Source organism: Microvirga rosea, from assembly GCF_020595095.1.
Taxonomy (GTDB): Bacteria; Pseudomonadota; Alphaproteobacteria; order Rhizobiales; family Beijerinckiaceae; genus Microvirga; species Microvirga rosea.
Genome location: NZ_JAJDOP010000007.1, coordinates 122,311 through 146,517, shown reverse-complemented (window position 1 = coordinate 146,517; position 24,207 = coordinate 122,311). Strand labels below are relative to the sequence as shown.

Genomic DNA, 24,207 nt, shown 5'->3' with positions numbered 1-24,207 from the left:
CATCAAGTCCTATGGTGAAAAACACTCCGGCCCCGGCTGCCGAAAATGGCGGCGATCCTCATTTCTCCTGCTTCGCCTTCGGACGGGCGACCCAGATCCCCGCAAGGATCGCGGCTCCGCCGAGGGCCTGGACCGGGGTGATCGCTTCACCCAGCAGAAGCCAGCCGAACAGGGCCGCCGCCACCGCTTCCAGGAAAATGACAAGGGACGAGAAGACGGGCGAAAGGCGCCCCAAGGCGATGGACAGGAGCCCTTGGCCCCCGGCATGGCTGATGAACGCCATGGCGACGAGAGCGGCGAGGCCCTGGCCCGTCTGCGGGAGAAGGCGGCCTTCGAACACGAGGGCGATCACCACGAGGACCGCGGAGGTGATGACCCCGCTCTCGAACGTGACCCTCGCGGCGCCGGCCACGGTCCGGGCCCGGCTGGCGAAGATGAAATAAAGGCCGAAGAAGAACGCGGTGGCGACCCCGAACAGGTCGCCGCGGATGCGCGACGGGTCCACCTGAAGGCTCTGGCCGATCAAGGCGGTACCGCCGAGCAGGCACATGACGAGACCGAGGAACGTGCCGCCCGAAACCTTCTGCTTCAGCACCAGCCACACGACGAGCACCACGAAAAGGGGCGCGGTGGTGGCGAAGAACGTGGCGTTGGCGACCGTCGTGCTAAGGATCGACAGGTGCCAGAAGAACAGGTCCGCCGAGAAGGCCAGCCCGGCGAAGATCGTGACCTTGGGGAAGGACTGGCGGGGTGTACCCGCCGGGGCCTTGGCCTCCTCGATGCGCATCCAGCCATAGAGAAGCGGAAGGGCCAGAAAGACGCGCCAGAAGGCGCTGGTGAAAGGACCCACATCCGCCGAGGCGTAGCGCACGAAGATCGGCGAGATGCCCATCGCCACGGCCCCCAGGCAAAGGGCCGCGAACGCGGAGGCAAAGCCTGATTCCAGGCGTGCCTGGGCCGAAGAGGGGGATGTCGGTGTCGGGGCCATGCGCTTCATCGAGAAAGAGCCGCATCGGCCAAGTGCCGCGCGGGAGGGTCGCGTTGTCAGCTTTCCTAGGGCAGGGTAAGGCTTCTCTTCAATCCTTAATGTTTCATCGAGCTCCTTCCGTCTTTCCATCATGACCGCGTCTCCTGCGCTCCGGCGCGACGAAACCGCCCCCGACGCCGATCCTTGCCTCGACACCTGTCCCGTCGAGACCATCGAGGGCTCGGTCCAGTCCGGCGTCCTGCTCCTGTGCGACCATGCGTCGAACGCCGTCCCGCCCGATCTCGGGGATCTCGGCCTGCCGCCGACGGAATTTCAGCGCCACATCGCCTACGATATCGGGGCGGCAGCCGTGACGCGGTCCCTGGCCCGGCGGCTCCGGGCGCCGGCGGTGTTGACCCGGTTTTCACGGCTGATCATCGATCCGAATCGGGGCCGGGACGATCCGACCCTCGTGATGCGCCTGTCGGACGGGGCGGTCGTTCCCGGCAATGCGCGCATCGCCGAAAAGGACGTGCAGGAGAGGATTCGCCGTTTCTACGATCCTTACGATGCAGCCATCGATGACGCCGTGGCACGGGCCATGGCGGCCGGGCATCCGCCGGCGATCGTGACGGTTCACAGCTTCACGCCGATCTGGCGGGGCTGGCCGCGTCCCTGGCATGTGGGAATCCTGTGGGACGCGGACACCCGGTTCGCCCAGCCGCTCATCCGGGCCCTGCAGGCGGAGGAGGGACTCGTCGTCGGCGACAACGAGCCTTACGATGGGGCACTGCTGGGCGACACGGTGGACCGGCATGCGACCCGCCGCGGCCTTGCCAGCGCGTTGATCGAAATCCGGCAGGACCTCATCGCGGCAAAGGATGGGCAGGAGGAGTGGGCGGAGCGTTTTGCCCGTCTTCTTGCTCCCCTGGTTGCCGATGCCGCGCTCCGGCGGCCGGCGCCGCAACCGACCCGCACCAGGGAGCGCCTGCGCCGGCATTAGGGGCAGGCATCAAGGGTAGGCTTCAAGGGCAGGCTTCAAGGGAAAGACACATCATGACCATGGATCCGAACGTCAGGACGCAACTCGAAGCAGCGGCCTTTCGCAGGCTTCTGGAGCATCTGCGCGAGCGAACGGATGTTCAGAACATCGATCTGATGAATCTCGCGGGCTTTTGCCGCAACTGCCTTTCGAACTGGATGAAGGAGGCTGCCGATGCGGCAGGCGTGCCGCTCTCCAAGGAGGAAAGCCGGACTTACGTCTACGGAATGCCCTACGAGGAGTGGAAGGCCCGCCACCAGACCGAGGCCACGGGGGCTCAGCTGAAGGCCTTTGATGAATCGAAGCCGGGTCATTAAAACGGCCTCAACCAAATGACCTTAACATTTCCCCCGAACCCATTCCTGGCGCCAGCGCCATCACTCAAAGGTTACATTTATGGATGACGCAGCTTTTCAAACCGAATCCGTCGCGGCCGACCAGCTGAAGGCCTTCATCGAGCGGATCGAACGTCTCGAGGAAGAGAAGGCCGGCATCGCGGGCGACATCAAGGATGTTTACGCGGAGGCGAAGGGCAACGGCTTCGACACCAAGGTCCTGCGCAAGATCATCGCCCTCCGCAAGCGCGATTACGCCGAGCGGCAGGAAGAAGAGGCGATCCTCGAGCTCTATATGCAGGCCCTCGGCATGGCCGGCTAAGAACGACTTTCGTCGATCAACAAAAAGCGGGGCCGAAAGCCCCGCTTTTTGCATTCGGAGGTTCCTCAACAACGGCTCGGCGTTCCCGAGGGATTGGCGTTGGCGCCGGTCTGGCCGTTCTGTTCCGGAAAGCACGGATTGCGGCCGCTGGCCCCGCTCTCGGCCGCGTTGTTCCGGCCGGGAGTAAAGGTTCCGGGTGGATTGCCGGGCGGATTGACGTCGGCGTTGTTGCGGCCCGTGGCGCCCGTCGCCTTGGGGTCCGAGGTCTCTCGAACCGGAAAACGTGGGCTACCCGCATTCCCCATATCGGGGGTCGGGGCCACGGTCGACATTCCCGAAGGACTCCCCGGCCGGCTCCCGGTCTGGCCCGAGCCGACGGAGCCCAGACCTTCCTGCGCCAGTGCGATGCCCTGTCCGCTGACCAGCGCGACCGTAAGGCCCAGAACGGGCCATAGCTTCACTGCCATCGACAATCTCCAACCACGGAACGAGACCCAATGGGGAGAGACTCGCCCGGCGGAGAGTTGTTTCACCGTGGCCGGAGATTTCGCCGAGGCGTCCTTTCCTCGGTTACCGTACGACCGGGAGGGGCTTCACGGCGGGGCCCGTGAACCGGTTCGTCGCAAGATCGCCGACCGGCTTCGACGAGAAGCCCATGTTGAGACTGGGACCCGCGGTCAGGAGAGCCCGTGGGGCTGCCGGATGCTGGGCCTTGTCCTTGCCGTCCTTGGATGGAGCCGATTTGGTTTCGGCTGCGGCAGCTTTCGGTTTCTCGACCGTGAGGTTCGTCGTCCGGGCAGGCGCGGGAGCCTGGACCGGAATCTCGACCGGGGCGGCCGACGCGACGGCGACCGCACGGCCACTCGGCCTGGGCGGCGGGAGCGGGACGCCCGCATTTCCACCACTGCTCTGCACGAGGTTCGCGATCTGCATCGAACCGCGCAAGTCCGGGATGCCGGGGATCGGGTTGCTTTCCGCAAGGGCGCTGGGCCGCGCCGGCGGGATCGGCGCATAGGCGATGGCACCGGTCGCGGAAATATCATCCGGCCGCCGGGGCGGCATCGGCGCGAAGGCGATCTCGCGACCGGTATCGGAACCGGAATTCTGCCCGGAGGGACCTTGCTGCCAGGAAAGGGTCGGGCCGGTGGGCGTCGCCACCGTGCTCGGAAGTCCGGCGATCCGGGTTGGCGGCAGGGGCGGAGGAGGAGCGATTTCCTCGCGCAGAGCCGGAGCCGCCGCCGCGATGGCCGCCGCCGACGGCGCAGGCATCGGCGCGGGAGCCGGTTCAGGCTCGGGTCTCGGCTGAACGACCGGGACAGGTGCGGGCCGGGCCGCGACCTGCGTCCGTGCGACCGGCTGGAGGGCCGCGTAGACGGAGGAATTCGAATCGCTCGCGTAATAATCCTGCTGCGGCTGGGGCTGCGGCGCCGAACGGGAGGCCAGCAGATTGCGGCCAGGCCGGGACGCGGCGCGGATCTCCTCCACGTCCTCATCCTCGTCGCTGCTGCCGAACAGGGTCGCCCACAGGCTCTTGCGCCGGGTCGGTGCCGCGACCTCGCCGGCTTCGGCGACGGCCGTATAGCCCGCCACCGTTCCGCCGTTGGCGAGAACTTCGGCACGGGCCAGCTCATAGCCCGGCAGGGGCGTGCCGTCCGCCGGAATGTGAACGGTCTTGCCATCGGGGAAGAGGCGGACGAGCTGGTCCCGGGTCATGCGCGGCCAGGCGCGCACGCTGCCCACGTCGAGATGCACGAAAGGCGTGTAGGCATTCGGGTAATAGCCGACGCCGCCCCGCTGGAGGCGCATGCCGATGGCGCGCAGGCGATCCGCGGACGCGTCCGGCAGATAGAAGTCCAGTGCCTTGCCCTGCATGTGCTGGCTGTTCTTCGCCACCACGCTGGAGCGGCGCCGGAGCATGGAATTGGTCTGCGGCGACCGGTAGGCCGAATTCACGTGGACCGGGGCGCTCGATCCCACTTCCCGATAGACTTCCCAGACGGTGTCGAAGAGACGCGGGTCCATGTGCGTCTTTTCTTCCCGCCGCCAGTCGCGCAGGAACCAGTTCAGCTGTTCCAGGGCCTGCGGGTCGTACTGGCCGTTGCGCCGGAACGTGACCGTCAGGCTTTCCTTCGTATTGTTGTGGTAGAAGGTCAGTGTGCGCGTGTCGCCGTTGGCGACGGCATCCTGCGTCCCGCGTGTTCCGCCAAACAGAACAGCCAAAACGGCCGCAAGACCGATACCGGCACGGCACACGAACGTTGACGCGGCCGCTCGGCGATCCGAACGCAATACTCTCACTGTGATACTCGTCTTTACGCGCCGCTGGTGTGGGTGCGGCATCCCTTATCGTGAAGGGATCTTTGCCGAAGACGGTTACTTCGAGGTTAAGTGCGCGGCAAAAAAGTTCGCCGCGCGGGCACGAAACGTGCGCAGTTAAAGGCCCAGGGCCTCGCGGACCTTGTGATTGAAGCCGTAGAGATCCTCGAAGGTTTTCATCTGACCCTTTGCGTCCACGGCGAGCGTGAAATAGGTGAGGTGCACGGGCAGCGGGCGGCTGAGGTTGAGATAGCGCTCGCCCTTGCCGATCAGGCCCCGCAGCTTTTCTTCGGACCATTTCTCGCCCAGCACTTCCTCTGCGAGCTGGAAAGGCTGGTCGACGCGCACGCAGCCATGGCTGAAGGCACGCTTGCCGGCACCGAACAGCTTTCGGTTGGGCGTGTCATGCAGATAGACCGCATGCTGGTTCGGGAACATGAACTTGATGAAGCCGAGGGCATTCCGTTCTCCCGGCGGCTGCTGCACGGTGATCCGGTTGCCTTTGCGGATAACCTTGTAGCCCTTCTTCTCCGCATAATATGGGTCGTTGGCGAGAGCCGGCAGAAACTCTTTCTTGAGAATGGAGGGCGGGACGGTCCAGGACGGATTGATCACCAGATACTTCATGTTCTCCGAGAAGATCGGCGTCTGGGACTGCTCCTTGCCGACGATCACGCGGGTCTGATGGATCACATCGCTGCCGTCCACGAGGCGCAGGCTGAATTCCGGCACGTTCACCATGATGTGGCGCTCGCCCAGATCGGACGGCAGCCAGCGCCAGCGCTCCATGTTGGCGATCAGCTCGCCTTCCATGCGCGCGACGGACGGTCCCGAGAGCGCGGCCACCGTTTCCGGGCCGAGCATTCCATTGCCGGGAAGGCCCTGTTCCTTCTGGAAGGCCGCAACGGCGGAAGCAAGACGCGCGTCATAGACGGTTCTGTCCTCCGGCTCCTTCCCGAGATTGAGGCGGGATCTGATCAGCGGCACGCGGTCGTCGCGCATGCCGACCCGCAAGGTCGGGCCCTTGGGCACCTTCACGCTCGGCTGGGACGGGTGCGTGGCACGCAGTTTGGCGAGTTGCGCCTTCAGGGCCCGGTAGCCTTCATGGGGTGGGTTGTAGGTTTCCAGGGCAGCGCCGGCATCGGCGGCCTCGGCCACGCGGGCCAGGACATCGCCGGCATCCGGCAGATCGAGCTTTGGGGTGATGAGGGGAGAGAGCCGGGAGGGGTCGATGCGTCCGCCCCGCGCATCCCGGGCGTAGCGGATCACGGCGGCGCTGAGTTTCAGATCTGTTTCGGCCCATTGCGCCGGAGGTGCGCTCTTGGGAAGCCGCAAATCGGGAATGGGGTAGTCAGCCGGGTCGAGCCCATCCTCGTCGGCGGCCTTGATGCGTGCGACGGCCGCTTGGGCTGCCGGAGTGAAGGCGCCGTCGCGGATCCAGGCCAGGGGATACTCCGCCTTCGCGTAGTAGGCGGAAAGGGATTCCCTGTCGCTCTGCCTCAGGCGCAGCTCCCGCAAGGTTAAGTCGGCTGACAAGCGGGCCTCCACGGCCACGCGCAGCCAATCCTTCTGCGCCGCCGCGAGCGCCGCGGCCGAATCGGGCAGAGGGATGTCCGGCAGCGGCCTGATGACTTCCGCCGCATCGATCGTCACGGGTGCGGCGGGCGGAGGATCCGGCAGGGCGACGTCCTTCGGAGCCGGGGCTGCCGGCGGGGGGGCCACATCCGCAAAGGATGGTTCTGCGACATCGATCGTCACGGAGGGAGGGATCGGCTGCGGGCCGCCTGCATCGCCTTCCGCCGCACCAGCAGCCAAGGACATCAGCGACACCGTGCCCAATAGGCCAAGCCACAGTGCCGTCTTGCGCAGGCTAAGCATCCCGTTGCTCATCATCATCCGTCTCTTTCGGGCCGACCGCGAATCGTCCCATGGTTCCTAAACTGCGGGCGTGACGATGCACACCCGCCAAGCTCTCAACGTATCAACGCTCAAGCGGCTTCATCGCTCAGCCCAAGTTCCTTCAACTTTCGGTAAAGAGTGGAACGGCCGATGCCGAGACGGCGGGAGATGGCCGACATCTGGCCCCGATAATGCGACAGCGCGAACCGGATCACTTCGGCTTCCAGTTCGGCCAGCGTGCGCATCTCTCCGCAGGCGCTCATCAGCGCCAGCGTTCCGGCGTCCTGCATCTGAGGCAGGAGACGGTCATAGGCGGGAGCCGGCGCGCGGGTTTCGGGCAGCGATGGGATATCGATCCTGCCTCTTCCGGCACGCGCGGCGACCTGGGGGAACTCGGCGGGGGTCAGCAACGGGCCGTCCGCGAGCGCCACGGCCCGATACACGGCGTTTTCCAGTTGCCGAAGATTGCCCGGCCAGTCGTACCCGGCGAGGAGATCCAGGGCCTCCGGGGTCAGGTCGACGAGAGACTTGCCCTCCTCGCGCGCGAAAATGCGCAGAAAGGCACGAGCCCATTCGTCGATGAGCCCCGGCTCCATCCGCAGGGGACGAAGGATGATCGGCTGGATCTGGAAACGGTAATAGAGACTCTCGCGAAACCGGCCGCTGCGCACCTCGTCGCTCAAGGTCAGCCCGGTCGTGGCGATGATTCGCATATCGAGCCGGGCGGGGCGGCGCGTGCCCTCCTGCTGCGCCAGCGCGTCGAGCAGTCGGCTCTGCGCCGCCGGCGACAGACATTGGATGTCCTCGATGCAAAGGCTGCCGCCATGGCCGTCCCGCAAGCGGTCGTGAAGAAGTTCTTCCTGATCGACGCCCGGCCGAAGCAGCTCCTCGCTGCGCAGGACCGTGAAGGGTTTCGCCTTGCGATCGCTGGCCAGGTGGATGGCGCGCGCGAGCGCCGACGCGCCGCTTCCCGGCTCGGCCTCGATCAGGACCGGCGACAGGGACCGGGTCGCGCGGTCGGCGAGGCGGATCGTGCGAAGGCCCTCAGGGTGCCGCACGTGCCCGCCAGCGCCCTGGCGGAGAGCCCGGATATCGTCCGCAAAGATCTGATGAAGCGACATGAAAATACATCAAATATCGAGAAGAGAAGGTGGCGATGCTGCGCGACAACGGTAAACCGGTTCTTAACAAAACCGGCCAAGAGCGCGCTTATCCTCGGTTGATCGCGGGTTGATCCGGCGAGGCAGACGGCCAATATGGGGCACAGAGCCCTCGAAACTCGTTCCCGGAATGGTAATCGCCTTGAAACGTCAGAACAGTTCTCCGTTGCATCATGTGTCTTCCAGCGGCGCCAAGCAGGCCGAAATCGGTGCCCTGCCCGAGTGGAATCTCGCCGACCTGTATCCGGCGATCGACAGCGAGGCGCTCAAAAGCGATCTCGCCAGGGCGGAAACGGAATGCCGGAGCTTCGCGGAGGCCTATGCCGGCAAGCTCGAGACCCTGGCGCGCGCGGACGACGCGGCGACGTCCCTGGGAGAGGCCGTGAAGCGCTATGAAGCCATCGAGGATCTTCTCGGGCGGCTGATGTCCTACGCGGGTCTCGTTTATTCCGGCGACACGACGGATCCCGTGCGGGCGAAGTTCTATGGCGATACGCAGGAGCGGCTGACCGCCGCGTCGAGCGATCTCCTGTTCTTCGGGCTCGAGCTCAATCGCATCGAGGATGACGTCCTGAACACGGCCATGGCCGAGGAGCCCCTGGCTCATTACCGTCCCTGGATCGAGGATCTGCGCAAGGACAAGCCCTATCAGCTCGACGACAAGACGGAGAAGCTCTTCCACGAGAAGTCGGTCACCGGCCGCGCCGCCTGGAACCGGCTTTTCGACGAGACGATCGCCTCGCTGCGGTTCCAGGTCCGCGGCGAAGAGCTTGCCATCGAACCCACCCTCAACAAGCTGCAGGATTCGGACGAGAGCGTCCGCAAGGACGCGTCGGATGCCCTGGCCAAGACCCTGAAGGCCAACCTCCGGACGTTCACCCTCATCACCAACACCCTGGCCAAGGACAAGGAAATCTCGGATCGCTGGCGCGGCTTCGAGGATGTGGCGGATTCGCGCCATCTGGCGAATCGGGTGGAGCGCGAGGTGGTCGAGGCGCTCGTCTCCGCCGTGCGTGAGGCCTATCCGCGCCTGTCGCACCGGTATTATTCGCTGAAGGCCAAGTGGTTCGGCAAGGACCGGCTCGACCACTGGGACCGCAATGCGCCCCTGCCGAAGGTCGAGCAGCGGACGATCCGCTGGGAGGAGGCCAAGGACACGGTGCTGTCCGCTTATTCGGCTTTCTCGCCGCGCATGGCCGATATCGCCCGGCGCTTTTTCGATGAAAACTGGATCGACGCGCCCACGCGTCCCGGCAAGGCGCCGGGGGCGTTCGCGCATCCGACGGTTCCGTCGGCCCACCCCTATGTCCTCCTGAACTACCAGGGCAAGCCGCGGGACGTCATGACCCTGGCGCACGAGCTCGGCCACGGCGTTCATCAGGTGCTCGCGGCTCCCAACGGCGCCCTCATGGCGCCCACGCCCCTGACCCTCGCCGAAACCGCCAGCGTCTTCGGCGAGATGCTGACCTTCCGGCGGCTGCTCGATCAGACCACCGACCCGGCCCAGCGCAAGGCGATGCTGGCCGCGAAGGTCGAGGACATGATCAATACGGTCGTGCGCCAGATCGCGTTCTATTCCTTCGAGCGGAAGGTCCATGTGGAGCGCCGCAACGGGGAGCTGACGGCGGAAAAGCTGTGCGAGCTGTGGATGTCGGTCCAGGACGAGTCCCTCGGTCCTGCGATTCGCCTCGGCCCGGGCTACGAGTCCTTCTGGACGTATATTCCGCACTTCATCCATTCGCCGTTCTACGTCTATGCCTACGCGTTCGGCGATTGTCTGGTGAACTCGCTCTACGGCATCTACGAGCGCTCCAGCGACGGTTTCGTGGAGCGGTATTTCGCCCTGCTGTCCGCCGGCGGCACGAAGCATTATTCGGAGCTTCTCGAACCCTTCGGCCTGGATGCCCGCGATCCGTCGTTCTGGCAGATCGGCCTGTCGATGATCGAGCGCCTCATCGGAGAGCTCGAGGCGATGGAGAAGGCGGCCTGACCTGATGTCCGACAACGATCCCGAGGCCAACCGTTTCTCCGCCCGCGCCGCGCGATATGCGCGGGTGGGGGCCAATATGGGAGGTGTGGCCGCCCGCATGGCAGGGGCGCGCCTCTTCGGCCAGGACGGGGCCAACGCGTCGAACGCCGCGGCCTTGGCGCAGGCGCTCGGAGGCCTCAAGGGGCCGATCATGAAGGTGGCGCAGCTCCTCGCCACCGTCCCCGATCTCATTCCGCCCGAATATGCCGCGGAGCTCCAGAAGCTCCAGAGCGAGGCGCCGCCCATGGGGGCGGCTTTCGTGAAACGGCGCATGCAGGCGGAACTCGGACCGGGATGGCAAGGCCGGTTCGGCAGCTTCGATCTCAATCCGGCTGCCGCCGCGTCCCTCGGCCAGGTCCATCGGGCGACCACGAAGGACGGGGAGCCCCTGGCCTGCAAGCTGCAATACCCGGACATGCAATCCGCCGTGGAGGCCGATCTGTCCCAGCTCGAATGGGTGTTTTCCCTTCACCGGCGCATGGACCCCGCCATCGACACCCGCGAAATCGCCAAGGAGATCGGCGAGCGGGTGCGCGAGGAGCTGGATTACGAGCGGGAGGCTCGCCACGCGGCGCTTTATGCCAGAACGCTGGCCGATGTCCCGGACGTCGTTGTGCCGAAGGTCTATCCCGATCTCTCGACGCGCCGCCTTCTGTCCCTGGAATGGCTCGAAGGCGACAGGATCCTGAATTACGCGCAGGCCGACGTGAGCATCCGCAACCGGCTTGCCGTCGCCATGTTCAAGGCCTGGTGGCATCCCTTCAGCCACGCGGCCGTGATCCACGGGGATCCGCATCTGGGCAATTACACCGTGTTCTCCCGGGACGGAGAGCCCGGCGGCATCAACCTTCTCGATTACGGCTGCGTCCGGATCTTCCATCCGCGATTCGTCGGCGGCGTGGTGGATCTTTACCGCGGGCTTCAGAACAATGAGCGGGACCGGATCGTCCATGCCTATGAGACCTGGGGCTTCAAGGGATTGTCGGCGGAGCTGATCGACATTCTCAACATCTGGGCGCGGTTCATCTACGGGCCTCTCCTGGACGACCGGGTCCGGACCGTGGCGGACGGGGTGAAGCCGGGCGATTACGGCCGCCGGCAGGCTTTCGAGGTTCACAAGGCGCTGAAGGAAAAAGGCCCCGTCACCGTCCCGCGCGAATTCGTTTTCATGGACCGGGCGGCGGTCGGGCTCGGCGCCGTGTTCCTTCATCTGCGGGCGGAGCTGAACTACCACCGGCTCTTCGAAACGGAAATCGAGCGGTTTTCCCTTGAATCCCTTGCGCAGCATCAGGAAGAGGCCCTGAAGGCTGCCGGTCTCCCCCTGCCGATGTAATGGAGTTGCGTTGTCGTCCGTCTCGCCGTAGAGGAAAGGTGACGGCGCGTCAGGGGAAGCCATGAAGTTCGTTTTCGTTCACCAGAATTTTCCCGGCCAGTTCGGCCGGATCGCCAAGGCGCTCGTGCAGGACGGGCACGAGGTGGTGGCCCTGGGAATGGTGAAGGATTGCACGATTCCCGGCGTCCGCTACGTCTCCTACAACGCCGTGCCGGGCCCGGACGATGCACCGTACCAGAACCGCTATTCAGCCGTCGTTCCCCGGTTGCGGCGGTCCTATGGGGTGGCCCACCGGGCGCGGCAGATGGCCGAGCAGGGGTTCCATCCCGACGTGGTCGTGGTGAACACGGGCTGGGGCGAGAACCTGTTCCTCAAGGACGTCTGGCCCGCCGCGAAGCATGTGGCCTATTTCGAGTATTATTATGCGGCAAAGGGCCAGGACCTGGATTTCGATCCGGAGTTTCCCGTCACGAACCCCGAGATCATCTGGCGGCTGAGGGCGAAGAACGCCATGCAGCTCGGCGCGCTCGACGCGGCCGATCTCGCGGTTGCCCCGACCCATTACCAGAGAGATACTTTCCCCGCTTACCTGCGGGACCGCATTGCCGTGATCCACGACGGCATCGATGCCCAGAACCTCAAGCCGAATCCGAACGTCAGCATCCGTCTCGGCGAGAAGGGCCCCCGGCTGAGCCGGGAGATCCCCGTCGTGACCTATGTCAGCCGCAATATCGAGCCGATGCGGGGCTCCCACATCTTCTTCAGGAGCCTCCCCGACATGCTCAGGATCGATCCGCGGCTGCGGGTGGTCGTGGTGGGCGGCAAGGGCACGAGCTATTCCGGCCAAGCTCCCGGCGGAAAAAGCTGGTTCGACGTGTTCCGGGAGCGAATCAACGAGAAGGTGGACTGGTCGCGGGTCCATTTCGTCGGAAACTTGCCCTACGACCAGTTCGTCAAGGTGCTCCAGGTCTCCTCTGCCCATATCTACATGACGTACCCGTTCGTGCTGTCCTGGTCGTCGATCGAGGCCATGGCGCTCGAGTGCCGGATCGTCGCCTCGGACACGGCGCCGGTGCGGGAGATCATTCAGGACGGGGTGAACGGGAGATTGTTCGATTTCTTCGACTCCAAGGCTCTGGTGGAGCGCGTCCGCGAGACCCTCAATGACCGTACCCGCTCCGCCGAAATGGCGCGGGAGGCGCGCCGCATCGCCTTGGAACGATACGACTTTCAAAGCGTATGCCTCCCGAAGTGGCAGGCGTTTCTGGGGGCGTCATAGGACATTGCCGATTATTTTGGCGCCTTGTCGGTAGCGAAGCGTTGCGGCGCCTCACCGCATGGGGTAAACGCAGCCAAAAGAACTGTTGCGAAACAAGGCATCGATTATGGCCGATACAAAACACGCACCCTTTGGGGGTTACAGCCCGGACATGGACGGGCCGGCGCACGAGACGACGTATGGCGGTTTCGTCCGCTTCGTCGAGATCGCGACGGTCGTTGTCATCTGCCACGTCCTGGCGCTCGCCGTCGGTGGCGTCCACCATGCCTGGCTGACGGCGATCTTCGGCGTCGTCCTGTCCCTGGCGGCAGGCGGCATCGGAGCGGTTTCCCCAGCAATCGGCGTCCGGGCTCCGGCCGTGGTCGCCGTGCTCTTGCTTCTGGCGCTCCTTTTCTATTGAAATGGGCCGTAAGGGGACAATAGTCCCCTTCGAGCAATAAGAGGTCTGCCGGTCAGGCAGACATGGCGGGGGGTTGCATGCGGATTGCTGTTCTCTCGGAGTCCGATCTGGCGGAGACGCGCGTCGCCGCGACCCCCGAGACCGTCAAGAAATACAAAGCGCTCGGCGCCGACGTGACGGTGCAGGCGGGCGCGGGAACACGGGCCGGAATTCCGGATGCGGACTTCGAGGCCGCCGGCGCAGCCGTCGCGGCGACCGGCGCGGAAGCCGCCCAGGATGCCGAAGTCGTTCTCAAGGTTGCGCGTCCCAAGCCGTCCGAGCTGGCTTTTCTCAAGCCCGGCGCCCTTCTGATCGCCATTCTGAACCCTTACGGCGACAACGCCTTGCTCAAGGCCCTGGCCGACGCGAAGGTCGCTGCCTTCGCCATGGAGCTGATGCCGCGCATCACCCGGGCCCAGGTGATGGACGTGCTGTCCTCGCAGGCCAACCTAGCCGGATACCGGGCCGTGATCGACGCGACGGCCGAATATGGCCGCGCGATGCCGATGATGATGACCGCGGCCGGAACCGTCCCGGCCGCGCGCGTCTTCGTCATGGGCGCCGGCGTTGCCGGTCTTCAGGCCATTGCGACCGCGCGGCGCCTGGGCGCCGTGGTCACCGCGACCGACGTCCGCCCCGCCGCCAAGGAGCAGGTGGAAAGTCTCGGCGCCAAGTTCGTCGCGGTGGAAGACGAAGAGTTCAAGCAGGCCGAGACCGCGGGCGGCTATGCCAAGGAAATGTCGGCCGAATACAAGGCCAAGCAGGCGGCGCTCGTCGCCTCCCACATCGCCAAGCAGGATATCGTCATCACCACGGCGCTGATTCCCGGGCGCCCGGCGCCCAAGCTGATCAGCCGCGAGATGATCGAGGCCATGCGGCCGGGTTCCGTGATCGTCGATCTCGCGGTCGAGCGGGGCGGCAACGTGGAATTGGCCGAGGCCGGCAAGGTCGTCGACCATAACGGGGTGAAGATCGTCGGCCACCTCAATGTGCCGGGCCGCCTCGCGGCGACGGCGTCGAGCCTTTACGCCCGAAACCTCTATGCCTTTGTCGAGACGCTGATCGACAAGAACACCAAGACGCTTGCCGTCAAATGGGACGACGAACTCGTGAAGGCCACGTGCCTGACCCGCGACGGGGCGATCGTCCACACGGCTTTCCAGCCGACTGCGTAAGGGGGCTCCGCCATGGCAGTACTGACACCCGAACAGGCCGTCGAACAGTCTCGGGCGGCGGCTGAGGCTGCCCAGAGGGCGGCCGACACGGCTCACGCCATCGCCGATCAGGTGGCCGTGGCCGCATCGGCCGTTACCCATGGGGCGGTGGATCCGACCGTGTTCCGCCTCGCGATCTTCGTCCTTGCCATCTTCGTCGGCTATTACGTCGTCTGGTCGGTGACGCCGGCCCTTCACACGCCGCTTATGTCGGTCACCAACGCGATTTCGTCCGTGATCGTCGTCGGAGCCGTTCTGGCGGTCGGGGTCAACGTGGCTCCGGCTCTCGGCGACGGGCCGATCTGGGCGCGGGCCTTGGGCTTCATCGCCCTGGTTCTCGCCTCCATCAACATCTTCGGCGGCTTCCTGGTGACCCAGCGCATGCTCGCCATGTACCGCAAGAAGGGTTGAGGCGATGTCGGCAAATCTGGCCTCGATCCTGTATCTGATCTCCGGCGTTCTGTTCATCCTGGCCCTGCGGGGTCTGTCCCATCCCACCACCTCCCGGCAGGGCAACCTCTACGGCATGGTGGGTATGGGAATCGCCGTCGTCACCACCCTCCTGGTCTCGCCCCCCAACGGGCTCGGAGGCTGGGTCCTGGTGATCGCCGGCCTCGCCATCGGCGGCGGCATCGGTGCCGTGGTGGCGAAACGGGTCCCCATGACCGCGATGCCGCAGCTTGTGGCGGCGTTCCATTCCCTCGTCGGCATGGCGGCTGTTCTTGTGGCGGCCGGTGCTCTTTACGCGCCGCAGGCCTTCGGCATCGGCTCGGTCGGGACCATCCACGGCGGCTCGCTCTTCGAAATGGCCCTTGGCGCCGCCATCGGTGCCGTCACGTTCACGGGTTCGGTGATCGCGTTCCTGAAGCTCGACGGACGCATGTCCGGAAAGCCGATTCTCCTGCCGCAGCGTCATTTGCTCAACATCGCCCTCGGCGTGCTGCTGCTCGTTCTGCTCGTCGCCTTCATCCGCACGGAAAGCCATACGCTGTTCTGGCTGATCGTGCTGGTCTCGTTCGTGCTCGGCGTCACGCTGATCATCCCCATCGGGGGCGCGGACATGCCGGTGGTGGTGTCGATGCTCAACTCCTATTCGGGGTGGGCCGCCGCAGGCATCGGCTTCACGCTCGGCAATCTGGCGCTCATCATCACCGGCGCGCTGGTGGGCTCTTCGGGTGCGATCCTGTCCTACATCATGTGCAAGGGCATGAACCGCTCGTTCATCTCGGTGATTCTCGGCGGGTTCGGCGGCGAGACGGCTGCGGCCACCGGCGGAGCCACGGAAAGCCGTCCGGTGAAGCAGGGCTCTGCGGATGACGCCGCCTTCATCATGAAGAACGCCTCCAAGGTCATCATCGTGCCGGGCTACGGCATGGCCGTGGCCCAGGCGCAGCACTCGCTGCGGGAGATGGCCGACCAGCTCAAGGCCGAAGGCGTCGAGGTGAAATACGCCATTCATCCCGTGGCGGGCCGCATGCCGGGCCACATGAACGTCCTCCTGGCGGAAGCGAACGTGCCCTACGACGAGGTCTTCGAACTGGAGGACATCAATGGCGAGTTCGCCCAGGCCGACGTGGCTTTCGTGATCGGCGCGAACGACGTGACGAACCCGGCCGCCAAGACCGATCCGGCCTCGCCGATCTTCGGCATGCCGGTTCTCGATGTCGAGAAAGCCAAGACGGTTCTGTTCATCAAGCGCAGCATGGGATCCGGCTACGCGGGCGTCGAAAACGAACTCTTCTTCCGCGACAACACCATGATGCTTTTTGGCGATGCCAAGAAGATGGTCGACGAAATCCTGAAGAACCTCGACTGAGCAATCGTCCGCGACATTTCTCGTGAGTCGAAGGCCGGTTCCGCGCCGGCCTTCAGCTTATGGAGCCTGGCATGAGCGTAACCTTGCGGACGGCGCGCCCCGCCGACCGGAGCATCGTGATCGAGCTGATCCATCGCCTCAACCTTTTCGAGGCGGACCTCACCGGTGACCGCCGAAGGGACTACAAGGGCGCGGGCGCCTATTACGACGAGCTGCTCCAGCGTCTGAGCGGACGGCAGGGCCGCGTGATCCTGGCGGAAGACAACGGGATCGTGGTTGCCGCCATGGGGTTTTCGATCGATCAGGATGCCGCCTACGTCACGGAGGACGTGCGCCGGCATGGCACCGTGACGGATCTCATCGTGCACGAGGATTGGCGCGGCCGCGGCATCGGCCAGATGCTTCTGCGGGAAGCCGAGCGTCTGACCCGCCAGGCCGGGCTCAAGCGCCTGATGATCGGCGCCCTCGTGGCGAACGAGCGGGCCGAGCGCACCTACCGGCAATTCGGCTTCGAGCCGTACGTATCCTATATGGTCAAGGCGTTGTGACGGCGGGCGGGCCGTCGACAAAGGTCAGCTTCGGCCAGCGTTCGGCCCAGTTCTTCCGCGCCAGGCGCTCGCGATAGATATCCATCTTCCCGAGAAAGGCCGGCGTCGGCCTGACCTTGAGGGCGAGAAGGTCATCGACTCCGTGCGGAGCCATGATCTCCACCCGCCGGCCCACGAGCCGGGCCGCGATCGCCGTTGCGGTTTCGGGCCAGCGGGCAATCGCATCGGCCGTGCCGTCATAGGGCCCATCGCCGTTGCGGACATGCATGCGGGCCTGGTTCTTCACCTGCCAGACGGGGCCGGGATGAAGACGCCCGAGATTCTCCTGGAGCGTGTGATCCCGCTCGGCACGCGGGTTCGCGGGATCGAAGAACACCACATCGACATCCTCGAGGGATGCGAGCGCGAAGGCTCTTTCATGGAGGGCGTCCCAGACCGCATTGCGCACGAAGCCTGCTCCGATCCAGGCGTCCGGCAGGCGGAGAGACGCCACGGCAGCCAAAAGCCCACGCATGGGAGCGTGGGCTTCGATCAGGTCGGAAATGTCGGACAGGCCGCGCACGAAGAACGCGCCCTTCAAGCCGCTCAGAGGCGGGAATTGCCCTGACGCGCCACCGAATTGGAGTTGTCGAGGGCAAGCGCCCGCTGGAAGCTCTCGGCCGCCTGGCTCTTGTTGCCCTGCTTCTCGAAGGCCACCCCGCGCCATGCCCAGGAATCGGCGTCGCGCGCGTTCACGTTGAGGGCGGCGTTGAAATCCTCGATGGCCTTGTCGTACTGGCCGATGGCGATGAGGCTCTGGCCACGGGCCGCATAGGGTGCCGCCACGAAGGGATTCCGGTCGATGGTCGCGTCGAAGTCGAGGATCGCCTGCTGGTGCTGGCCCTGGCGCTGATAAAGCAGGCCGCGGGCATGAAGCGCCTCGGCGGATTCCGGCACGAGGCGGATCGCCACGTTCAGATCGTTGAGGGCGTCCTGATATTGGTTTTGCGCCCGCAGCAGGTTGCCGCGTCCGATATAGGCCGGTCCATAATTGGGATCGGCCTGGATGGCGCGGGTGAAATCCGCCAGCGCCTGATCGTTCCGGCCCGTCTGCCGAAGGGCGAGGGCGCGGTTGGTATAGGCGGGCGCATAGTTCGGATCGAGCTGGATCGCCTTCGAGAAGTCGGCCATGGCGTCGCTGTAGCGCCCGACCCTCGCATAAGCGGCGCCACGGGTATTGTAGGCGCTCGGATCGCCCGGGTTGCGCTCGATCACGTCCGACAGGGACGCGATGTTCACCTTGCTGGTGCCTTGGGTGTCCTCTTCCACGACGGCAATGCGACGGGTGACACCGCCGCCGGTGGTTTCGCACCCTGCAAGGCCGAGGGCGACAAGGACAAGGGTCAGGGGCGCAAAGCGGCGAATCGATGTGACGAGCACCTTCGTCTCCAGCTCAATGAAGGGGGATCGGGCTACCCTAAGGGGTAAACCTTAACAGCCATGAAATAAAGCAGCATAAACGGAGGGGGCGGCCCCTGAAATGCAATCGGCGCCCGGTCTTTTCAGACGGGCGCCGTTCACAATCGAAAGACCAAGATTTTTCAGCTCTCGAAAGAGCTTAGCGGGCCGGGCGACCCGGAGCGACCGTGCGCGGCTTCGAAGGCAGAAGGCCTTCGCGCTGCATGCGCTTGCGGATCAGCTTGCGGGCGCGGCGAACGGCCTCGGCCTTCTCACGGGCCTTCTTCTCAGACGGCTTCTCGTAATGGCCGCGAAGCTTCATCTCGCGGAAGATGCCCTCACGCTGCATCTTCTTCTTGAGAGCGCGGAGCGCCTGATCGACGTTGTTATCCCGGACAAGAACCTGCACGCGAATTCCTCGTAATGATCCGTTTCGATTGTGGTAAAAACAAACGAGGCGCGTCGTGCGCACCTCTATCTGACCGGCGTGACTAGCAGAAGATGCCTTGATTGTCCAGGCTTCTTCACAAGAAAAGCGCCGGCGTCGATGATAACGCCGCGCTTTGGAAGAGGTTCAATCTCTTTCGGGATAGACGCGGGTCACGTGGCCCATCTTGCGGCCGGGGCGGGCCTGTGCCTTGCCGTAGAGGTGCAGGTGGGCGCCGCTTTCCGCCAGGATCCTCTCCCAGGCCTCCACGTCATCGCCGATCAGGTTCTGCATCTCGACCCGGCCGAGGCGGGTCGTGGCGCCGAGGGGCCAGCCGCAGATCGCCCTCACATGCTGCTCGAACTGGGACGTCACCGCGCCCCCGAGGGTCCAGTGGCCCGAATTATGCACGCGGGGCGCGATTTCGTTGACGACCAGACGCTCCCCGTCCTCCGTCGTCACCAGGAACAGTTCAACCGCAAGGATGCCCACGTAATCGAGGGCATCGGCGATGGCTTTCGCGATGTCGAAAGCCGCTTCCTCGGTCCGGCGTGATACGCCGGCCGGGATCCGGGTGGTCGCCAGGATATGATGGCGATGCTCGTTTGCGCACAGGTCATAGGCCGCAAAGCCGCCGGCTGCCGTCCGGGCGGCGATGACGGAGACCTCGCGCTCGAAAGGCACGAAACCTTCGAGAATGGCCGGCGCCTGACCGATGGCCGCGAAAGCCTCGGCCGGATCCGTGTCGGGACGGACCATCACCTGCCCCTTGCCGTCGTAGCCGAAGCGGCGGGTCTTGAGGACGGCGGGACGACCGATACGCTCCAGGGCTGCGATGAGGTCCGCCTCGGACGCCACGGCCGCGAACGGGGCGGTGGCGATGCCGAGCTCGGCCATGAAGGTCTTCTCCGTCAGCCGATCCTGCGACACCGCGAGCGCGCGGGCATTCGGCGCCAGGAGCGCGTGAGCCGCCAAGGTGGCGGCGGTGGCCGCCGGAACGTTCTCGAATTCGTAGGTGACCACATCCACGGCCTTGGCGAAGCGCACGAGGGCCGCCTCGTCCTCATAGGCCGCAACCGTGTGCTCGGCCGCGACATCGAAGGCCGGGCTGTCGCGCTCCGGCGCATAGACATGGGTTCGCAGCCCAAGCTCCGCGGCCGCCATGGCCATCATGCGGCCCAGCTGGCCGCCCCCGAGAATCCCGAGTGTGCTGCCGGGGCGGATCATCGGGCTCAGCCTTCGTTGACGGGCCGTTCGGCCACGCTCGCGCTCTGCCGGGCCCGCCACGTGTCGAGCCGTTCCGCCAGATCCTTGTCGTGCAGGGCCAGAACGGCGGCCGCCAGGAGCGCGGCATTCACCGCCCCCGCGCGCCCGATCGCGAGCGTTCCCACCGGGATGCCGGCGGGCATCTGAACGATTGATAAGAGGCTGTCCTGGCCGGACAGGGACTTCGACTCCACCGGCACGCCGAAAACCGGGAGCGGGGTCATGGCGGCGGTCATGCCGGGCAGGTGCGCGGCTCCGCCGGCGCCCGCGATGATCACTCGAAAACCCTCGGCCTTCGCGCTCTTGGCGAACGCCACCAATCTGTCGGGGGTCCGGTGCGCCGAGACGATGCGCGCGTCGTAGGGGATCGCGAGCAGGTCGAGGGTTTCGGCCGCATGGCGCATGGTCGCCCAGTCGGATTGACTGCCCATGATGATGGCAACGGGACTTCCCGCCATGTTCCGGCTCCGGCTTTGGCCAATGCGTCAGGGCGGGCATAGCGAAGGCTGCCCTGCCAAGCAAGGCCGATGCGCCGAAAGACCGGCTTTTCCCGTTGGTTTCGAAGAACCGCCGTATCGGGCCCTGCTGGAGGGAACCGTCAGGCGATGATGTCCGGCGTGATCTGATCCTCGATCTGCATGATGCGATCCTTGAGGCTCAACTTGCGCTTCTTGAGACGCTGGACCTGCAGCTGATCGCCGGTGATGATCTGTTCGAGCGCCTCGATCGCCATATCCAGATCCCGGTGCTCCTGCTTCAGGCGCGAAAGTTCCGCTTCGAGTTCAACCAGATCGTGCATCGAAAAGTCCAGATGGCGCATCGCCCGAAAAGGCGCGCGAGAAGCCAAAATTATGCTCTTTGGACATGCGCAGAGCAAGCTCAAACCGGACTGTTCACAGGCCAAGCTTCAAGGATTCTCTTTCTGCGTTGCAGCATGCTTTGCCTTCGACTCGCCACTTTCTCTGTGTCACACTTCCGTCGTCAGACATCGAACAGGAGGTTGCTGACATGCCGCTGCAGAATCATCTGGTGGAACTTGAACGGAGGCATCAGGCGCTCGAGCGCGAGATCCAAGATGCTCTCAACCATCCCTCCATGGATGACGCCAAGCTTGTGGAGCTCAAGCGGAAAAAGCTTCACCTCAAGGATCAGATCACCCGCCTCAGAGGTTCCCACGCGGTGATGCACTGATCACGCTGTTTTCAGACAATTCCCATCCAAAGAGCTGTCGCTCTCCTACAGGAAGCGGCAGCTTTTTTCATGACAGGTCTTCATAGAAAAGCCCGCGCGCCGTCGAACACGAGCTTCGCGCCGACAAGGATCAGCAGCAGATAGACGAGGGTGTAGAATCGCTCTCCCGAGGTTCGGCGGACGAGCAGGACGCCGAGCCAGGTGGACACCACCGCAACCGGAAACAGGGCCCCGGCGGTGGCGAGGTTTTCGCCCGTGAACTGACCGAGCGCCATGTAGGGCGGCACCTTGATCCAGTTGAGCAGGGCAAAGCAGATGGCCCCGGTGCCGACGAACACATCCCGCGGCAGACGCTGCGGCATCACATAGATCTGGAAGGGCGGGCCTCCAGCGTGGGCGACCATGCTGGTAAAGCCCATGACGTAGCCCCAGAGCAGGCCATGGGGCATGTCCGCCTTCGTCGGGTCAGGCGGTGTCGCGCGCCGCTCCAGGATCAGCCGGCGAACGGCGAAGGCGGTGGAGATGATGCCGACCGCCAGCGTGACGGCGGCATCGGAAACCCGCGCTGCCAAAAGATAGCCAGAGATGATGCCGATAATGCCGCTCGGAAGCAGGATGGCGAGATTGCGTCGGTCCCAATGATGCCGGTAGGCCCAAACGGTCACGACATCCTGGATGATCAGGATCGGCAGCATGATCGCGGCCGACTGGACGGGCGAGACCACGAGCGCCATGAGCGGCAACGACAGGAGGCCGAGGCCTGAAAAGCCGCCCTTGGACAGGCCCATCAGGACGACGGCCGGAATGGCCGCGGCATAGAACAAGGGGTCGGTGATCATGGCAAACTCGCCGAAAGTCGCCGCTGACCACGGCGTCTTTGCCTGCTACCACGGCAGAGCTTTGAAGTCTCACGTGGTGAACACATTGGGGTAGCGCCATGACAACGACCCGGATGACGTCGGAGACGCCAGGCACGGCCGCAGCCGGTCACGATGCCTTGCAAAGGAGCCGCTATGGCGAGGTCTATGCGCGCTGGCGATCCGATCCGGAATGGTTCTGGGAAGAGGCGGCCCGGGACATCGATTGGATCAAGCCTGCTGACAGGATCTTCGATCCCGCAAGCGGGATCTTCGGACGCTGGTTCGTCGGAGCCGAATGCAACGTTTGCTACAACGCCCTCGACCGTCACGTGGAGCGCGGCCGCGCGGGGCAGGCGGCGCTGATCTACGACAGCCCGGTGACCGGCACGATCAGAACCTTCACCTATCATGAGCTGCGGGATGAGGTGGCGACCCTGGCGGCCGTGCTGCAGGACATGGGAGTCGCCAAGGGCGACCGGGTCATCCTTTACATGCCGATGATCCCGGAGGCGGTGTTCGCGATGCTCGCCTGCGCGCGCATCGGCGCGATCCATTCGGTGGTTTTCGGGGGCTTTGCGGCCCGGGAGCTCGCGACGCGGCTCGAAGATGCCGCGCCGAAGGTCGTCCTCTCGGCCTCCTGCGGCATCGAGGCGGCGCGGGTCGTCCCCTACAAGCCGCTTCTCGACGAAGCGATTTCCTTGAGTTCCCACAAGCCCGAGACCTGCCTCATCTACCAGCGCCCGCAGGCGGAGGCGCGCCTTGCCGAGGGACGGGACCGGGATTGGGCCGCGGCGGTGACGGATGCCCGTAAGGCAGGCCGCATGGCGCCCTGCGTGCCTGTCGCAGCCACGGACCCCCTGTATGTCCTCTATACCTCAGGCACCACGGGACGGCCGAAAGGCGTCGTGCGCGACACGGGCGGCTACATGGTCGCTCTCAAATGGTCCATGAAGAACCTCTACGGCGTCGATCCGGGCGAGGTGTATTGGTGCGCGTCCGACGTGGGTTGGGTCGTGGGCCATTCCTACATCGTCTACGGCCCCCTGCTCCACGGCTGCACGACGATCCTCTATGAGGGCAAGCCGGTGGGCACGCCGGATGCCGGCGCCTTCTGGCGGGTGGCTTCCGAACACAAGGCGGTGGTTCTCTTCACGGCACCGACCGCCTTCCGGGCGATCAAGAAGGAGGATCCGGACGCCCGGCTTCTCCAGGGCTACGATCTTTCGGAGTTTCGCGCCCTGTTCCTGGCCGGCGAGAGAGCCGACCCGGACACGGTGCAATGGGCCGAGCGGATTTTGGGCGTGCCCATCGTCGACCATTGGTGGCAAACGGAAACCGGCTGGCCGATCGCCGGAAATCCCCTTGGTCTTGGGGCCCTGCCGATCAAGTATGGCTCGCCGACCGTGCCCATGCCCGGCTACGACGTTCAGGTTCTCGACGAGGGGGGGAAGCCGCTGCCCGCCGACACGATGGGCTCGATCGCCATCAAGCTTCCCCTGCCTCCCGGCTGCCTTCCCACCCTGTGGCATGCGGACGAGCGCTTCCGCGAAGCGTACCTGACCACCTATCCGGGCTACTACAACACCTCGGACGCGGGTTTCATCGACGGTGACGGCTATGTCTACATCATGGGCCGCACGGACGACATCATCAATGTCGCCGGCCACCGGCTCTCCACGGGCGGCATGGAGGAGGTCCTGGCATCCCATCCGGCGGTCGCCGAATGCGCGGTCATCGGCGTGAAGGATTCCCTGAAAGGGGAGGTGCCCTGTGGTTTCGTGGTGCTCAAGGCGGGCGTTGCCCAATCGCCCGCGGCGGTCGAGACGGAGCTGGTCGGCCTGGTGCGCGAGAGGATCGGTCCCGTGGCCGCCTTCAAGCTCGCCATCACGGTCGGGCGCCTGCCCAAAACCCGCTCCGGCAAGATCCTGCGCGGGACGATGAAGAAGATCGCGGATGGAGAAACCTGGACCATGCCGGCCACGATCGATGATCCCGTCATTCTCGACGAGATCGGAGACGCGCTTCGGCGGCGGGGAATGGGAGAAGGGCCATGACATTCTCCCGGGATCCGGAAAAGACCGCCGGAGAGGAGACTTCGGCCTCCGACGATCCGCTGCCGCCCAAGGAAGCTGATTTCGAGATGATGCTGAAACACGTCCTGTCCGACGAGGAGGCCCGCCTGCATCGGGCCGCCAAGGAACGCCGCCAGGAAGATCGGGGCGAGGCCGTCAAAGCGAAGCGGACCTTCGAGCGCGGCCGCGAACGGCCCGCGAAGCAGCCACGAAGAAAGGCCGGACGCGCCGGCTGAAAGTCCGGCAAAACAAAAA

Annotated in this window: 26 protein-coding genes; 14 read left to right on the top strand and 12 right to left on the bottom strand. The window is 65.1% G+C overall.

From position 1 onward, the window contains the following. Nucleotides 1-58: 58 nt before the first annotated feature. Nucleotides 59-988 (bottom strand): DMT family transporter, encoded by a 930-nt coding sequence (locus tag LJD17_RS17800; RefSeq protein ID WP_406600840.1) that lies wholly within the window; start codon nucleotides 986-988, stop codon nucleotides 59-61. A 130-nt stretch (nucleotides 989-1,118) separates the two neighbouring features. Between LJD17_RS17800 and LJD17_RS17795 the strand changes: the two genes are divergently transcribed. The 3 genes from LJD17_RS17795 to LJD17_RS17785 all read left to right on the top strand — a co-directional run bounded on the left by LJD17_RS17795 (nucleotide 1,119) and on the right by LJD17_RS17785 (nucleotide 2,666). Next, the gene (locus tag LJD17_RS17795; protein ID WP_227385548.1) at nucleotides 1,119-1,970 is read left to right on the top strand and encodes an N-formylglutamate amidohydrolase; all 852 of its coding nucleotides are present in this window, start codon (nucleotides 1,119-1,121) and stop codon (nucleotides 1,968-1,970) included. 59 nt (nucleotides 1,971-2,029) lie between these two features. After that, nucleotides 2,030-2,326 (top strand): DUF1244 domain-containing protein, encoded by a 297-nt coding sequence (locus tag LJD17_RS17790; protein ID WP_227385622.1) that lies wholly within the window; start codon nucleotides 2,030-2,032, stop codon nucleotides 2,324-2,326. A gap of 79 nt (nucleotides 2,327-2,405) precedes the next feature. Next, nucleotides 2,406-2,666, top strand: a complete 261-nt coding sequence (locus tag LJD17_RS17785) for a DUF2312 domain-containing protein (protein WP_109599442.1) — start codon at nucleotides 2,406-2,408, stop codon at nucleotides 2,664-2,666. 65 nt (nucleotides 2,667-2,731) lie between these two features. On the opposite strand, the gene LJD17_RS17780 is transcribed toward LJD17_RS17785, so the two are convergent. From LJD17_RS17780 to LJD17_RS17765, 4 genes are all read right to left on the bottom strand, one after another. Further along, a complete protein-coding gene (locus LJD17_RS17780) occupies nucleotides 2,732-3,133 on the bottom strand; it encodes a hypothetical protein (RefSeq protein ID WP_227385547.1) in 402 nt (133 codons plus the stop codon). A 103-nt stretch (nucleotides 3,134-3,236) separates the two neighbouring features. After that, nucleotides 3,237-4,964, bottom strand: a complete 1,728-nt coding sequence (locus LJD17_RS17775) for a DUF882 domain-containing protein (RefSeq protein ID WP_406600834.1) — start codon at nucleotides 4,962-4,964, stop codon at nucleotides 3,237-3,239. Between the two features lie 135 nt (nucleotides 4,965-5,099). Beyond that, a complete protein-coding gene (locus tag LJD17_RS17770) occupies nucleotides 5,100-6,860 on the bottom strand; it encodes a L,D-transpeptidase family protein (RefSeq protein WP_227385546.1) in 1,761 nt (586 codons plus the stop codon). Between the two features lie 110 nt (nucleotides 6,861-6,970). Continuing rightward, the gene (locus LJD17_RS17765; protein WP_227385545.1) at nucleotides 6,971-8,002 is read right to left on the bottom strand and encodes a sigma 54-interacting transcriptional regulator; all 1,032 of its coding nucleotides are present in this window, start codon (nucleotides 8,000-8,002) and stop codon (nucleotides 6,971-6,973) included. A gap of 169 nt (nucleotides 8,003-8,171) precedes the next feature. Here LJD17_RS17765 and LJD17_RS17760 point away from each other — a divergent pair, with 169 nt between their 5' ends. The 8 genes from LJD17_RS17760 (at nucleotide 8,172) to LJD17_RS17725 (ending at nucleotide 16,699) form a co-directional block, all read left to right on the top strand. Beyond that, complete coding sequence (locus LJD17_RS17760; RefSeq protein ID WP_406600833.1) at nucleotides 8,172-10,031, top strand: M3 family oligoendopeptidase; 1,860 nt, start codon at nucleotides 8,172-8,174, stop codon at nucleotides 10,029-10,031. 4 nt (nucleotides 10,032-10,035) lie between these two features. After that, nucleotides 10,036-11,403 (top strand): ABC1 kinase family protein, encoded by a 1,368-nt coding sequence (locus tag LJD17_RS17755; protein WP_227385543.1) that lies wholly within the window; start codon nucleotides 10,036-10,038, stop codon nucleotides 11,401-11,403. Between the two features lie 61 nt (nucleotides 11,404-11,464). Continuing rightward, nucleotides 11,465-12,682 carry a glycosyltransferase gene (locus LJD17_RS17750; RefSeq protein WP_227385542.1) on the top strand — a complete coding sequence of 406 codons (1,218 nt, stop codon included), beginning with the start codon at nucleotides 11,465-11,467 and terminating at the stop codon, nucleotides 12,680-12,682. A gap of 106 nt (nucleotides 12,683-12,788) precedes the next feature. Then, complete coding sequence (locus LJD17_RS17745; protein ID WP_227385541.1) at nucleotides 12,789-13,082, top strand: aa3-type cytochrome c oxidase subunit IV; 294 nt, start codon at nucleotides 12,789-12,791, stop codon at nucleotides 13,080-13,082. Nucleotides 13,083-13,159: 77 nt separating this feature from the next. Further along, on the top strand, nucleotides 13,160-14,296 hold the full coding sequence (locus tag LJD17_RS17740) for a Re/Si-specific NAD(P)(+) transhydrogenase subunit alpha (protein WP_227385540.1): 1,137 nt from the start codon (nucleotides 13,160-13,162) through the stop codon (nucleotides 14,294-14,296). 12 nt (nucleotides 14,297-14,308) lie between these two features. Then, nucleotides 14,309-14,746, top strand: a complete 438-nt coding sequence (locus LJD17_RS17735; RefSeq protein ID WP_227385539.1) for a proton-translocating transhydrogenase family protein — start codon at nucleotides 14,309-14,311, stop codon at nucleotides 14,744-14,746. A 4-nt stretch (nucleotides 14,747-14,750) separates the two neighbouring features. Beyond that, nucleotides 14,751-16,151 (top strand): NAD(P)(+) transhydrogenase (Re/Si-specific) subunit beta, encoded by a 1,401-nt coding sequence (locus LJD17_RS17730; protein WP_227385538.1) that lies wholly within the window; start codon nucleotides 14,751-14,753, stop codon nucleotides 16,149-16,151. A 71-nt stretch (nucleotides 16,152-16,222) separates the two neighbouring features. Beyond that, nucleotides 16,223-16,699 (top strand): GNAT family N-acetyltransferase, encoded by a 477-nt coding sequence (locus tag LJD17_RS17725; RefSeq protein WP_227385537.1) that lies wholly within the window; start codon nucleotides 16,223-16,225, stop codon nucleotides 16,697-16,699. Here LJD17_RS17725 and LJD17_RS17720 read toward each other — a convergent pair. The 6 genes from LJD17_RS17720 to LJD17_RS17695 all read right to left on the bottom strand — a co-directional run bounded on the left by LJD17_RS17720 (nucleotide 16,686) and on the right by LJD17_RS17695 (nucleotide 20,628). Then, the gene (locus LJD17_RS17720) at nucleotides 16,686-17,279 is read right to left on the bottom strand and encodes a nucleotidyltransferase family protein (protein WP_227385536.1); all 594 of its coding nucleotides are present in this window, start codon (nucleotides 17,277-17,279) and stop codon (nucleotides 16,686-16,688) included. The two genes, LJD17_RS17725 and LJD17_RS17720, sit on opposite strands and share 14 nt — an antisense overlap. A gap of 5 nt (nucleotides 17,280-17,284) precedes the next feature. Next, a complete protein-coding gene (locus tag LJD17_RS17715; protein WP_227385535.1) occupies nucleotides 17,285-18,118 on the bottom strand; it encodes a tetratricopeptide repeat protein in 834 nt (277 codons plus the stop codon). 178 nt (nucleotides 18,119-18,296) lie between these two features. Beyond that, nucleotides 18,297-18,545, bottom strand: a complete 249-nt coding sequence (gene rpsU / locus LJD17_RS17710) for a 30S ribosomal protein S21 (protein ID WP_227385534.1) — start codon at nucleotides 18,543-18,545, stop codon at nucleotides 18,297-18,299. A 165-nt stretch (nucleotides 18,546-18,710) separates the two neighbouring features. Beyond that, complete coding sequence (locus LJD17_RS17705) at nucleotides 18,711-19,790, bottom strand: 5-(carboxyamino)imidazole ribonucleotide synthase (RefSeq protein ID WP_227385533.1); 1,080 nt, start codon at nucleotides 19,788-19,790, stop codon at nucleotides 18,711-18,713. Nucleotides 19,791-19,795: 5 nt separating this feature from the next. Further along, nucleotides 19,796-20,287: a 5-(carboxyamino)imidazole ribonucleotide mutase gene (gene purE, locus LJD17_RS17700; protein WP_227385532.1), complete on the bottom strand. Its 492-nt coding sequence runs from the start codon at nucleotides 20,285-20,287 to the stop codon at nucleotides 19,796-19,798. Nucleotides 20,288-20,427: 140 nt separating this feature from the next. Beyond that, nucleotides 20,428-20,628, bottom strand: coding sequence for a YdcH family protein (locus LJD17_RS17695; RefSeq protein ID WP_227385531.1), 201 nt, complete (start codon nucleotides 20,626-20,628; stop codon nucleotides 20,428-20,430). Nucleotides 20,629-20,837: 209 nt separating this feature from the next. Between LJD17_RS17695 and LJD17_RS17690 the strand changes: the two genes are divergently transcribed. Continuing rightward, nucleotides 20,838-21,020 carry a YdcH family protein gene (locus tag LJD17_RS17690; protein WP_227385530.1) on the top strand — a complete coding sequence of 61 codons (183 nt, stop codon included), beginning with the start codon at nucleotides 20,838-20,840 and terminating at the stop codon, nucleotides 21,018-21,020. 80 nt (nucleotides 21,021-21,100) lie between these two features. Here the strand turns inward: LJD17_RS17690 and LJD17_RS17685 are convergent, their stop codons facing one another. Then, complete coding sequence (locus LJD17_RS17685; RefSeq protein ID WP_227385529.1) at nucleotides 21,101-21,859, bottom strand: sulfite exporter TauE/SafE family protein; 759 nt, start codon at nucleotides 21,857-21,859, stop codon at nucleotides 21,101-21,103. Between the two features lie 113 nt (nucleotides 21,860-21,972). Between LJD17_RS17685 and LJD17_RS17680 the strand changes: the two genes are divergently transcribed. Beyond that, nucleotides 21,973-23,934: a propionyl-CoA synthetase gene (locus LJD17_RS17680; RefSeq protein WP_227385620.1), complete on the top strand. Its 1,962-nt coding sequence runs from the start codon at nucleotides 21,973-21,975 to the stop codon at nucleotides 23,932-23,934. Continuing rightward, a complete protein-coding gene (locus LJD17_RS17675) occupies nucleotides 23,931-24,188 on the top strand; it encodes a hypothetical protein (protein ID WP_227385528.1) in 258 nt (85 codons plus the stop codon). Before LJD17_RS17680 ends, LJD17_RS17675 begins: the two co-directional genes overlap by 4 nt. Nucleotides 24,189-24,207: the final 19 nt, after the last annotated feature.

What these genes read in the sequence shown, in the direction of transcription:
- LJD17_RS17675 (WP_227385528.1), top strand. Translation starts at nt 23,931, where the DNA reads ATGACATTCTCCCGGGATCCGGAAAAGACCGCCGGAGAGGAGACTTCG.
- LJD17_RS17790 (WP_227385622.1), top strand. Translation starts at nt 2,030, where the DNA reads ATGGATCCGAACGTCAGGACGCAACTCGAAGCAGCGGCCTTTCGCAGG.
- LJD17_RS17800 (WP_406600840.1), bottom strand. Translation starts at nt 988, where the DNA reads ATGGCCCCGACACCGACATCCCCCTCTTCGGCCCAGGCACGCCTGGAA.
- LJD17_RS17750 (WP_227385542.1), top strand. Translation starts at nt 11,465, where the DNA reads ATGAAGTTCGTTTTCGTTCACCAGAATTTTCCCGGCCAGTTCGGCCGG.
- LJD17_RS17690 (WP_227385530.1), top strand. Translation starts at nt 20,838, where the DNA reads ATGCCGCTGCAGAATCATCTGGTGGAACTTGAACGGAGGCATCAGGCG.
- LJD17_RS17795 (WP_227385548.1), top strand. Translation starts at nt 1,119, where the DNA reads ATGACCGCGTCTCCTGCGCTCCGGCGCGACGAAACCGCCCCCGACGCC.
- LJD17_RS17735 (WP_227385539.1), top strand. Translation starts at nt 14,309, where the DNA reads ATGGCAGTACTGACACCCGAACAGGCCGTCGAACAGTCTCGGGCGGCG.
- purE (WP_227385532.1), bottom strand. Translation starts at nt 20,287, where the DNA reads ATGGCGGGAAGTCCCGTTGCCATCATCATGGGCAGTCAATCCGACTGG.
- LJD17_RS17760 (WP_406600833.1), top strand. Translation starts at nt 8,172, where the DNA reads ATGGTAATCGCCTTGAAACGTCAGAACAGTTCTCCGTTGCATCATGTG.
- LJD17_RS17770 (WP_227385546.1), bottom strand. Translation starts at nt 6,860, where the DNA reads ATGCTTAGCCTGCGCAAGACGGCACTGTGGCTTGGCCTATTGGGCACG.
- LJD17_RS17785 (WP_109599442.1), top strand. Translation starts at nt 2,406, where the DNA reads ATGGATGACGCAGCTTTTCAAACCGAATCCGTCGCGGCCGACCAGCTG.
- LJD17_RS17705 (WP_227385533.1), bottom strand. Translation starts at nt 19,790, where the DNA reads ATGATCCGCCCCGGCAGCACACTCGGGATTCTCGGGGGCGGCCAGCTG.
- LJD17_RS17725 (WP_227385537.1), top strand. Translation starts at nt 16,223, where the DNA reads ATGAGCGTAACCTTGCGGACGGCGCGCCCCGCCGACCGGAGCATCGTG.
- LJD17_RS17695 (WP_227385531.1), bottom strand. Translation starts at nt 20,628, where the DNA reads ATGCACGATCTGGTTGAACTCGAAGCGGAACTTTCGCGCCTGAAGCAG.
- LJD17_RS17730 (WP_227385538.1), top strand. Translation starts at nt 14,751, where the DNA reads ATGTCGGCAAATCTGGCCTCGATCCTGTATCTGATCTCCGGCGTTCTG.
- LJD17_RS17755 (WP_227385543.1), top strand. Translation starts at nt 10,036, where the DNA reads ATGTCCGACAACGATCCCGAGGCCAACCGTTTCTCCGCCCGCGCCGCG.
- LJD17_RS17765 (WP_227385545.1), bottom strand. Translation starts at nt 8,002, where the DNA reads ATGTCGCTTCATCAGATCTTTGCGGACGATATCCGGGCTCTCCGCCAG.
- LJD17_RS17685 (WP_227385529.1), bottom strand. Translation starts at nt 21,859, where the DNA reads ATGATCACCGACCCCTTGTTCTATGCCGCGGCCATTCCGGCCGTCGTC.
- LJD17_RS17740 (WP_227385540.1), top strand. Translation starts at nt 13,160, where the DNA reads ATGCGGATTGCTGTTCTCTCGGAGTCCGATCTGGCGGAGACGCGCGTC.
- LJD17_RS17680 (WP_227385620.1), top strand. Translation starts at nt 21,973, where the DNA reads ATGACGTCGGAGACGCCAGGCACGGCCGCAGCCGGTCACGATGCCTTG.
- LJD17_RS17780 (WP_227385547.1), bottom strand. Translation starts at nt 3,133, where the DNA reads ATGGCAGTGAAGCTATGGCCCGTTCTGGGCCTTACGGTCGCGCTGGTC.
- LJD17_RS17745 (WP_227385541.1), top strand. Translation starts at nt 12,789, where the DNA reads ATGGCCGATACAAAACACGCACCCTTTGGGGGTTACAGCCCGGACATG.